The sequence below is a fragment of the Chloroflexota bacterium genome (assembly GCA_009840625.1).
Lineage (GTDB): Bacteria > Chloroflexota > UBA11872 > UBA11872 > VXNJ01 > VXNJ01.
Genome location: VXNJ01000017.1, coordinates 15,562 through 27,906, shown reverse-complemented (window position 1 = coordinate 27,906; position 12,345 = coordinate 15,562). Strand labels below are relative to the sequence as shown.

2 protein-coding genes are annotated in these 12,345 nt (G+C 65.5%); one reads left to right on the top strand and one right to left on the bottom strand.

Annotated elements, in window-relative coordinates; all coding sequences use genetic code 11:
- Nucleotides 1–48: 48 nt before the first annotated feature.
- Nucleotides 49–1,614 carry a sulfatase-like hydrolase/transferase gene (locus F4X41_09395; GenBank protein MYB17223.1) on the bottom strand — a complete coding sequence of 522 codons (1,566 nt, stop codon included), beginning with the start codon at nucleotides 1,612–1,614 and terminating at the stop codon, nucleotides 49–51.
- A gap of 700 nt (nucleotides 1,615–2,314) precedes the next feature.
- On the opposite strand from F4X41_09395, the gene F4X41_09390 reads away from it, so the two are divergent.
- A complete protein-coding gene (locus F4X41_09390) occupies nucleotides 2,315–12,109 on the top strand; it encodes a hypothetical protein (protein MYB17222.1) in 9,795 nt (3,264 codons plus the stop codon).
- Nucleotides 12,110–12,345: the final 236 nt, after the last annotated feature.

Below are 12,345 nucleotides of genomic sequence, written 5' to 3'. Positions count from 1 at the left end.
TCGGATTGAGATAGGCGTTCGCGTGAACCTCGACACCACGGTGGTCGGTCAGCGCCAGGCGTCAGCCCGGGGACTCGACCGGTAGCTGGATTCGACCAGCCAGTCGCCGATCACGCCGATAAGCTCCGTCCGCGTCTGGCGATGGGAGGGGTCATCCCAGAGGTTGAAAAGTTCCTGCGGATCCTCATTCAGATCAAACAGCTGGCCGCGGTCGTCGCCCAGGAAATGGACGAGCTTGTAGTCCTTGGATCGGACCATCGTCATGTGCTCGCAGTAAAGCCCCATGACATCCTCGCGGCCGTGCTCGGAAAAGACGTATTCGCGCCCGGCAAATTCCGCTCCCGCAAGTGCCGGCAGCAGTGAATCAGCCTCGGATCCGGGCAGCGCCTCGGCCCCGGCGATGTCCAGCACTGTTGCGCCCAGATCGAACCACTGCACCTGCTCGGCAATGCGGCGCCCGCCGCCGTAGCGCTGCGGCGCCCAGACGATCGCCGGGACCCTGACTACCTGGTCGTACATCGTCCATTTCTGGGAACAGAAATGGTCGGTGAGGGAATCGCCATGGTCGGAGGTGAAAACGATCACCGTGTTTTCGAGCAATCCGCGACTTTCCAGCGAAGCGCGGATTCTCCCGATCCAAGCGTCAACCATCGAAACATTGGCCATGTAGAACCGACGCTGGCGCTGGCGGTGCGACTCGTTGGGAAAGGTAACGAACTGGATCGAATCGTGCGCCACCTGGGTGTTGTGCTCGGCCATATCGATCAGGGTGCGCGGGTGCTGGATGTATTCCTTGATCTGCAGCGGCAGTAAGTCGAATTCGGTTTCGGAGTAACGGTCCAACCAGTCGGGGGTCGGGTCATAGGGCGGATGCGGCCCGGGAAAACCGATGCAGAGAAAGAACGGGTCCGATCGGGAATAGTTTTCAATCCAATCGACCGCGGCCTTACCCAGGAAATTGTCGGGGTGCATGTCCGGGTCTTTTTCCCAGGCGAATGCGCCCAGCGAGATCCAGTAGTCGGAGCGCTTCTCAAGGTCCTCGCGCTGGTATTTGGTCATCCCGCGGCGCGCCAGCTCCTTGTCCCATTCGTCCTGGTAGGCGCGCCATTGCCGGAAGCGCTGCTTGTTTTCGACGTTGAAGCGGAAATCGTATCCGCCCTGGGCGTCGTAGGGCGTAAAGTGCATCTTGCCGACGTTGGCGGTGTGGTACCCGACCTTGCCGAGGTTTCCCACCCAGGTCTGCTGCCAGGGGTCGCCGTTCTTCAGGTTCCCCGAAGTGTGCGGCCAGTAACCGGAGAACATCGCACCGCGCGCCGGGCCGCAGGCCGGGGCGTTCACGAAACAGTTGTCAAAGGAAATGCCCTCGCGCACCAGGCGGTCCAGGTTGGGCGTTATGGGGCCCTCGAATCCGAGCGCGGCGATGGTGTCGTAGCGCTGCTGGTCGGTGACGATCAGAACGATGTTGGGTTTGCGTGGCACTTCGCCGTTTACTCCGCACAGATTTTTGGATTGGCCAGGGGCTTCTTCGAGTCCCTCAACAAAACTCGGCCGTCGCCGCCCATTGGAGGGGTCGAAGAGGGTCGGTCGCCAGCGACTCACAGTCGATAGCCGCATTCGAGTATTGCCTCGGGCGTTGGCGGCACTGCGTGCCGACGGTCTTTGGCCCCCTTCAGCGTCCGATCACTGGCGGGAGCTGACGGGTTCCGGTCCGGCAGCTGAACCGAACGTCGCAGCCGGGCGATCGCGGCCGATCGCGAGCCGTCGTCTCGGCCGCGGGTCGCCACCTGAACGATCCCCGGCGCAAATGGGGAATTGAGCGTGAAATCGGGTCCAAAAGCGAATCGACAACACCCCATCTAGCCCCCGCAGGCTCCGACGGCGCCGCCGACCACACGCAGGCCGCATATCGGAAACGGTCAACAGCCCCAAACCGCGCCGCGTCCTCGACACGGATCACTTCCAAAGGCTAAGGGCCCACGGCAACAGCCGGGCGCCGGGCCGATGGCCCCACGCCCGCTCAGCCCACGGCCCGACCGCCTAGGTCGGGGGCGCATTTGCTTGCACCGCCGGATCCAGCCCGGCGATCGGTCGGCGCGAACGACTCGCACTTCCTGTCTCTGCCGGCGGATGCGCGGAACTGATCGGCGGATCGAGTTAGCAGCCAGGCCGTCCGTTTTTTTCAGCTAGTCAGCCGTCGCCAATCTGGCCTTAATTAGGTAATAGTGCAAACTATTTATTGCTCGAAAGGCAGATTCATACCTTGGGCAAATACGTCATTACCCTCTGTGACCCACCGCTTTCTTGGGGCCGGTGATTGAAGCGGGCTAGGCGCAACCCCCGCTACGGCGCAGGCGTCCTCCGCCTGCTTGGCCCGGCCGCGGCCCTGCTCTTGTTGTTGGCCGTCCTGCTGGTGCGCTCGCAAGGCGTAAGCGCCGATGCCACCTGCGCGGTTCCGCCGACCGGCCTGACCAGCACGCTCGGCGAGGACGGCTCTTCGGTGGTGCTCAACTGGGAAGCGCCCGCCGACTGCACACCCGACGAATACGCCGTGTATCGGCGCGACATGGACGTTCTGGGGGCGCGCATGGTCAAGATCGACAGCGTCGACGGAAGCGTCCTTACCTATACGGATGAGAACGTGAACCCTGGTGAGTACTACCGCTACCGGATCCGCTCGAACGACCAGGGTTCCAGGTCCGGGCGGACCGACATCACATTGCCCGCGGCGACCGTCAGCGAACCCGAACCCGAACCTGAGTCGGATCCGCGGCAAGCTGAGCAATCCGTCCGGCAGAACTTTGATAACACTCCTCCATCGCTGCTCGTGGTAAACGTGGACGGAACGTCCATGGCGCTGATCTACAACGAGCTTTTGAACGAGGGCTCCACTCCCGCGACCACGGACTTTGTCGTAGACATCGGCGGCACGGACTACACCCCGTCGAGCGTTGTCGTGCGCGGCGTCGAAGTGGCGCTCACGCTGTCGACCAGCGCCGCCAGCGGCGACACGGTGACGTTGGATTACTCGATCGGGTCGAACCCGATAGAGGACGACGCCGAATCGGACGGCAATAACGCGCCAGCGTTTACCGGCCAGCAAGTAACGAACCACACCGGCGCGACCAACGACCGACCTGTCTTCTCGTCCGAGACGATCACGATCTCCGTCGACGAGAACACAGGGGGCTCGATGAATGTCGGAAGCGCGATTGCCGTCACGGGCAATGATTCGGGCGACCCGCTGACCTACTCGTTTCCCGCGACGTTTTTCCATTTCACGGTGGGTTCGGACGGTCAGGTAAAGACGTTCAACCCGCTGGACTTCGAGACAACTGCCTCCTACGTTGTGCCGCTCTACGTTCGTGACAGCAAGGACCCCGGCGGAACCGGCGACAGCATCTGGGACGACAGCGTCAAGTTGACGATCAACGTCAACGACGTAAATGAAGAGCCGGAGATTGCCGGTAATGCTTTCCCACAGGTTGATGAGAACACCACCACTGTGGGGACCTACACGGTCAGCGACCCTGACACGGCCGACACCCACACGTGGTCGATAGACAGCGATACCAGCATTGAAGAGAACCAGGACGGTTCGCTGTTCGAGATCTCCTCGACCACCCGCGTGCTCTCCTTCAAGGACGCGCCGGATTACGAGGCGCCGGGGAGCGCGACGGTACCGCCCAGCAACTCCTACCAGGTGAGGATCGTGGTCACCGACAGTGGCTCGCCCGCCCTGAGCGACACCTACGACGTAATAGTCAATGTCGCCGACGTCAACGAGTCCCCGGACATCACCAGCACGGGCTCGTCGCACACGACCATCAGCAAGCCCGAGGGCACCGGGCCCAGCGACGCGCTGGCAACCTACGCGGCGGACGACCCGGAAGACGACACGCTGACGTGGACGCTGGGCGGCGGCGACGCGGCCGACTTCACCATCAACTCGTCAACCGGCGACCTCAGGTTTCAGGCCCTCACCGACTTCGAGGATCCCAGGGACCAGGGCACCGATAACGTCTACAACGTGACCGTGCAGGTGCGCGACAGCAAGAACGCCCAGGGCGGTAGCGATACCACCCCAGACGACAGCATTGACGTCGAGGTCAGGATCACCAACATCGACGAGGCAGGCACGGTGACCCTGCCCGGCACGATCACGGCCGGGCAGTCGGTAACCGCCACTCTCACCGACCATGACGGGGCGACCAGCAGCGTAACGTGGCAGTGGTCTAGGTCCGACACCGCGCTCGGGACCTTCACTCCCATCAGCGGGGCCACCTCCAATCCTTACACGCCGGTGGCCGCGGACGTGGGCAAGTACCTAAAGGCCACGGCGTCCTACACGGACCCCGAGGGTTCCGGCAAGTCCGCAACCAGCGCCGCTTCAAGCCAGGTGGTGGCCGGCAACGTCGATCCGTCGTTTAGCGCCATGAGCACAACGCGCAGCGTGCCGGAGAACAGCGCTACGGGAACCAACGTCGGGGCTGCGGTGTCGACCACCGACGACGACAACGACCCCCTGCACTACGAGTTGAGCGGCTCGGACGCGTCTTCCTTCACCATCGTTTCGACGAGCGGCCAGATACAGACCAAGTCGGGGATCACCTACAACTATGAGTCCAAGAGCAGCTACACCGTGACCGTGAGCGTTCGCGACAACAAGGACTCGACCGGCGGCACCGATTCGGCCAACGACGACTCCATCGACGTGACGATCGATCTCTCCAACGTGGACGAGCCCGGCACGGTGACAATCGAAGGGACCGAGTCGGGGGGTCAAAAGCTGACGGCCTCCGTTACCGACATCGACGGCACCGTCAGCGGCCTGACGTGGAAGTGGGAGCTGGGGGCCTCGGCCTCCGGACCCTTCGCCCCCATCGCCGGGGCGAACTCAAACGAGTACACAACCGTGGCCGTGGACGTGAACCGGTTCCTGCGCGCCACGGCATCGTACACGGACCCCCAGGGTTCCGGCAAGTCCGCCAACGCCGTGACGGGCCAGATCAGCGCCAGCAACGCCGAACCCGAGTTCCCGTCCAGCGAGACGGGTGCGCGGAGCGTGCCGGAGAACAGCGCGGAAGGGACCAACGTCGGCGCGCCGGTGGCGGCCGGGGACGACGACGGCGATTCGCTGCACTATTCCCTCAGCAGCGACGGCGCGGCATCCTTCACCATCGATTCGGCCACCGGTCAGATCAAGACCAAGGAAGACGTCACCTACAACTTTGAAGGCACCGCTTTCTACGCCTTCTCCGTGCACGTGCGCGACAGCAAGGACGCCGCCGGCAACGCCAACATGCTCACCGACGACAGCATCAACGTGACCGTCAGCCTCACCGACGTCAACGAGCGGCCCGCCATCACGACCTCCCAGACCGCGATCTCCGTCGCCGAAAACCAGACCGCCGTCCTCACGTACGTCGCATCCGACCCGGACAACAACGAAGAGGCCAATGACGCGAACAACACCCTGACGTGGTCGGTGGAGACCGCCGACGACGGGGGCTTCTTCGAGATCGCCGCCAATGGCGCGCTCACGTTCAAGAACGCGCCGAACTTTGAGAACAAGGAGGACGCTGGCGGCGACAACGTCTACAACGTAACCGTCACGGTCAAGGACAACGGCATCGAAGGGGACCGGGGAGCGTCGAACCAGCTCAGCGTCTCCAAGTCCCTTGCGGTTACCGTTACCGACGTGAACGAGACGCCCACCCTGACCACCGCTCCCGCCACGGCCGCATTCGATGAGAACGGGACAGGGGTCGTCGCCACCTACGTCGCAACTGATCCGGACGCTTCGACAGGAACCATGTCCTGGGACCTGCAGGGCAATGATTCCGGGAAATTCAACATCACCTCGACGGTGAACGGAACGGCCGAACTCACGTTCAAGAGCCCGCCGGACTTCGAGGTTCCTGGCGACACCGGCACCGACAACTTTTACGACGTGACCGTGCGGGTGCGGGACAACGGGAGCCCAAGGCTCGAAGACTCACAGAGCGTGCGAGTGGAGGTCAAAGACGTAAACGAGCGGCCGGTGGTGAGCGGGAACGCCGCGCCGAGCTTCCAGGAGATCGACTTCCCCCGCGACCCGGATGATATTCCGGCCGCCGACTACGTGGTCGCGACGTTCACAGCCTACGACGACGACGACGACACGGTGAGCTGGTCGGTGGCCGGCGGCGACGCGTCGCACTTCAGCATCAACCCGTCGACCGGCGTGCTCTCGTTCAACATCGCCCCCGTTACCCACCCGGTCACCGGCGAGATGACGGCGCGGCCCGACTTCGAGCGGCCCGACGACGCCAACGGGAACAACGATTACGTCATCCAGATTCGGGCCGACGACCAGCAGGGCGAGAGCAACAGCGTCGGCGTCTTCGAAGTCGCGGTGACGGTGACGAATCTCAACGAGATACCGGTCCTCATCAGCGGCGACCTGAACCCCACCTACGCCGAGATCCCCTATGACGCCGACACATGGGACTCCCTGATAGGCGAGTACCGGGGGCACGACGAGGAAGGCCAATCGATCTTTTACGAGACCCTGGCGGGCCCGGACACCGGCGACATAGAGGGCTCTAGCGTCACTACGCTCGGCGACCGCTTCGGCCGGCTCCGCTTCAAGCAACGGCCCGACTTCGAGAACCCCGCCGACTCTCCCGAAATGGGGCAGACGGAGGGCGACAACGTCTACAAGGTCACCATGCGGCTGCGGGACACCGCCGGGGTCACGTCGAGGATCCGGCCGTACCCGATCGCCGTCACGGTGACGAACGTCGACGAGACGCCGGAGATCGCCCCGCTGCCCAACGCCCTCTACGACGAGATCGAGTACGACGCGGGGGTGGCCCTCGCCGACATCGACGCCGTCGCGACCTTCACTGCCCGCGACGAGGAGAACGAGGAGATCACCTGGCTGCTCGCCGGTCCCGACGCCAGCGACTTCACGATCACCAAGAACGCCGACGGCAAGGGCGTCCTGCGATTCGCCTCCCTGCCCGACTTCGAGCAATCCACCGGTTCGGGGTCGACCAGCAACATCTACCGCCTCATCATCCGGGCAAGGGATGCCAACACGCCGCCCGACAACACAGCCGAGAACGTCGGGGAACTCGACAGTGAATTCCTAGTCCAGGTGGACGATGTGAACGAGCAGCCCGAGTTCACCGGGAGCCCCGCCGCTGCCCTCTCCTACGACGAAAACGCAACCTCAGACGTGGCGTCCTACACGGCTCGCGACGAGGAGGGATTCGTCAACTGGTCGCTTGAGGGCCCGGACCGCCTCGACTTCACCATCGACCTCGGCGGAACCGTCACCTTCAACAGCACTCCCAACTGGGAGGATCCGGACGACTCGGACCGGAACAACGTTTACCGCTACACGGTCGTGGCAACGGACATCCAGAGCGGGCCCAGCCGCCGCGCCGTCCGGCACGAGGTCACGCTGACGGTGCAGGACCAGGAAGAGGCCGGCACAATCACGGTCAGCAACCTCAACCCGGCGGTGGGAGAAAACGTGACGTTCACGATCTCCGATCCCGACGGCGGGATCGTCCTGAGCCAGCTCCCGGGTTCCGGGGGCTTTGCCTGGGTCATCCAGACGCGGACATCGGGCGGCGAGTGGCAGCAGCTGATCCACGCAAACACCGGTTTGGACTCCTACACCTACACCGCGGACGAGGACGAGACGGGCCTCGAACTGCGGGCGATCGTGGACCCCTACACCGACCGCCGGGGCGGGGGGAAATCGGCCGAGAGCGAGACGACCGCCGCGATCACCCCGGACCCCATCCCCAACGCGCCACCGCGCTTCCGCACTGGCAATGCCCAGGACATCCCCGAGGCGGGCCCCGGCGAGAACGTCGGCGATCCCGTGACGGCGACCGACCGCGACAACGACGCCCTCACTTTCGCGATCGGGGCGGGAGGCGACGGCGCGCTCTTCGAGATCCACCCGACCACCGGGCAGCTGCGGACCGCCCAGGCGCTGGATTTCGAGACCACGACGGGGCTGCTGCTCGTGCCCGTAAACGTCAGCGACGGCCGGGACGACCAAGGCACCGTCGAGACCGAGCGCGTGGTCGACGCCGATACGACCGTCTCGATTCGTGTCCTCGACGTGGAGGAGGAGGGCGTGGTCACCCTTTCGGTCACGGAACCGGGAGTCGGGACCACGGTGCAGGCCACCCTCAGCGATGGCGACGGCAGCATAAGCGGCCGCAGCTGGAGTTGGGCGCGATCCCGCGACGGGCGCACGGGTTGGACACCCATCCCGAACACGACTTCCAGCACGATCTCGAGCAGCTACACCACGGTGCTGGCGGACGCGGGCTTCTTCCTGCGCGCGGCCGTCAATTACACCGACAACCGCGGGGGCGGCAAGCGCGCCGAAGGGATCACCTCGCTGCGCGTCTTCGGTGAGAACCAGCAGCCGATCTTCCCGGCAACCGAGGACGGCGCCCGGACGGTGCCGGAGAACAGCTCGCCCGGGGCGAACATCGGCGATCCCGTGGCCGCGGACGACCCGGAGAACGACCCGCTCACCTATTCGCTGAGCGGACCGGACGCCGCGTCCTTCAGCATCGTCGCCGGCAGCGGCCAACTGCGCGTTAAGGAGGCGCTCGACTTCGAGTCCAAGTCCACCTACCAGGTCACCGTCGACGTGCACGACCGCAAGGACGGCCTCGGAAACTCCTCGGCCGCCATCGACGACTCGATCGACGTTACGGTCACGGTCGGGAACGTGGAGGAGCCCGGCAGCATAACGCTCACCACGCTGACGGCCAATATCCAGGCCCGCGTCGCGGTAACGTCCGTCCTGGAGGACGACGACATCCCGGTTTCGAACACGATCAGCTGGGCCTGGCACCGCTCGCCCAACGGCCGCACCGACTGGGTCATGGTGCAAGGGGCGACGAGCGACTCGTACACCCCGACGCTTGTGGACGCGGGCAATTTCATTCGAGCCACGGCCTCGTACACGGACGGCCACGGCCAGAACAAATCTGCCTCGAAGGTCTCGCCGCGGGTGGGCGACCCGCCGCCAGTCAACTCGGCGCCGGCGTTTCCGGCCACCGAAGACGGCAAGCGCGACGTGTCCGAGGACGCCCAGGGCGGCGATGCGATCGGCGATCCGGTGGCCGCGAACGACGTTAACGCCGGCGACTCAGCCGTCAACGACCCCCTCGCCTACTCGCTCACAGGGACTGACGCCGGTTCGTTCACCATCGATGAAGGCACGGGCCAGATCAGGCTGGCGCAGGGCGTGTCGCTGGACTTTGAGGGCAAGCGGACGTTCCGCGTCACGGTGGGAGTCACCGATGGCAGAGACCAGAACGGCGACGATGACATGGACGCCGTCGACGCCACCCTGCCCGTGACCATTTCGGTGACCGACGTCAACGAGGCGCCGGTGGTCAGCGGAAACACCACCCCGTCCGTCGCCGAGAACAGCAGCGCCGCGGTTGCGACCTACGCGGCCGCCGATCCGGAGCGCGACACGCTCGAGTGGTCGGTCAACAGCAACGACTTCTGGATCTCCGGCCGCGGCCAGCTGTACTTCCAGACGCCGCCCGACTACGAGAGCGGAAACACGACCTTCGCGATAACCGTGACCGCGACCGATCCCGGCGGCCTGGAAGGGAACCTCGACGTCACCGTCACGGTGACGGACGTGGCGGAGGCGGGTGCGCTCAGGATTTCTCCGCCGCGCGGATGGCAGGGGACCCGGTTCGACGCCGTGCTCAGCGATGACGACGGCGGCGTTAGCGGTGAAGCCTGGCAGTGGGAGCGGTCCGCCAACCGCTCAAGCTGGGCAGAAATCTCCGGCGCCAATTCAGACAACTACACTGCGGGCGCCGACGATGTCGGCAATTACCTGCGGGTGAGGGTGGAGTACTCCGACCGCCGGGGCAGCAACCAGAGCGCGATGGCTGCGCTGGGGGCGCGGATCGGCGCTGTGCGTCCCTCGTCGAATGCCGACCCGGCCTTCGACGATTCCGAGGTGCCGCGATCAGTCGGCCAGGGATCCAAGGCCGGCCGGCCAGTGGGGGCACCGGTGGGAGCGAGCGACCCTGATCCGGACGACATCCTCACCTACTCGCTGGGCGGGCCCGACGCCGACAACTTCGACATTGACCCGGAGACGGGCCAGATTCGGACGAAGGGGGTCCTGGACCCGGATGTTCAGGAGACCTATACCGTCACCGTGGAGGTGAACGATGGGTTCACTCCCGGCTACGATCCGTCCGACGCGACCGATGATTCCGTCGACGTGATCATCACCGTCGCCAGGGTCAGCGCGCGCACGTCCGGCGGCGGAGGCGGTGGCGGTGGCGGTGGAGGTTCGGCCCCGGCGCCCAGCGAGGCCGATTTCGCCTGGACGGTGGAGCTCGACATCGAGGCGCTGGACGAGCTGAACGGTGAGCCGACGGGCCTTTGGGGCGATGGCGTAACGCTGTGGGTGGCCCAGGACGGCGCCGCCGACGCGGTATTCGCCTACGACACCGCCAGCGGCCAACGCGTGCCGGAGCGCGAGTTCGGACTGGACCCTGCCAAAATCTCTCCGGCCGGGATCTGGTCGGACGGGACCACGGTCTGGGTCTCCGACGGCGCCCTCGACAGGCTCCTGGCCTACGGCCTGCGGCGCGGCGGACGCCTGCCGGATCGCGATATCGCGCTCGTCGAAAGCAACGGGGACGCCCGCGGCATCTGGTCCGATGGGATAACCATGTGGGTGCTGGACGGTCGACGGGCCAGGCTCTTCGCTTACGACCTTGAGAGCGGTACGCTGCTGGCCGAACGCGTCCTGGTTGGAGCCAACCGCGATCCCCGGGGCATCTGGTCGGACGGGGTGAGCATCTGGGTCTCCGACGGTGAAGCCAGGCACGTTTATGCCTACCGTCTGCCGCTTCTGCCGGAGGCGACGGGCGGTGACGCGACCACGGCGCTCGAGCGGGCGCGCGACGAGGACTTTGCCGAACTCGCGCGGGCCGGCAACACCAGCCCGCGCGGGATCTGGTCGGACGGAGCGGTTCTATACGTAGCCGACTCCGGCACCGACAGGGTGTACACCTACAACATGCCCGACGCCATCGACGCGCGATTGGGACAGCTGGCGCTCAGCGGCATCTCCATCGGGGCGTTCGATCCCGACAGGACGGGCTACACCGGGCGAGTCGGCATCGGAGTAACGAGCACTACCGTGACGGCGGTGGCAGTGCAAGCGGGCGCGGGCGTGGTGATTGACCCGCCGGACGCCGACGCTGCGACCGACGGTCACCAGGTGGCACTGGAGGGCTCGGCGGAGATCACCGTGACGGTGACTTCGGAGGACGGACGCCGCGCGCGCAGCTACCGCGTCGGATTGAGCAGTTTCGCCGCGGTCGTGGTCGCCGAGACCCGGTACCAGACGGTGGCGACGAACCCGGATCTGGACCACAACATTGCCAACTTCGAGGTCACCCTCGCCGACGGATCGACGGTGCGGGCTGGGTTCCTGGACGCCTACAACCGGACCGGGGGCTTAAGGCGCTGGGGATTGGCGACCTCCGAAGTGATCGAAATCGAAACCGGCACGCTGACCCAGTTCTACCAGCGCGGGGTGCTCGATTTCCACGACACCGGATTCGGCTACATCGTCGAACGCCGGCTCGCCTGGGACTACTTCGGCGGGCACCTGGGCGAGAACGACCAGGGGGTCGAGCCGGCGCCGCTGCAGGCTCCCGGGGGTGGGGTGCAGGTCGGCGTGTTCGGGCACTACGTTACCAACGTCGACATGGATGGCAATCCGACCGGTTTCCTGGACCTGTTCCGGGCGCTGGGCGGCGTGGAAGGATTCGGGATCCCCAAGACTGACGCCCGGCGGGACTCGGGCGCGGCAGGCACCCTTTACCAGCCGGAGAGCGTCGGCCTTGTCCGCCAGTACTTCCAGGCCGCGATCCTCCAGATCACCCCGGGCAGCAACCTGGCCGAACTGACTCTGCTGGGCGACGACCTGCGCGCCGTGCTGGTGCCGGGCTGGAAAGCCGAGGCGGCGTTCGGGCCGGCATTGCCCTTGGCCAGCGGCGATGCGTATTTCCCGCCGGTGATCATACCTTCGTAAACCGGGTACCGGTCGCGGCGCGGTTAGGTAACTCGCGCCCTGCCGCGATCCCAGCGCAGTACGGATTGGGCCGCCGGGTTTCTTCGAATCGGCGCGCTTAGGGCCGTTGGCATATTGATGCCGGACCGAAGTTGACCGCGTTGAACTCAGTCGGGCGGTGTACCACGACTCCGGCCCGCAACAGGTGCGGCCGCCCCGGTCGCAGAGGTTGTCCCGCCGCTGCCCTTGCCGCCTGT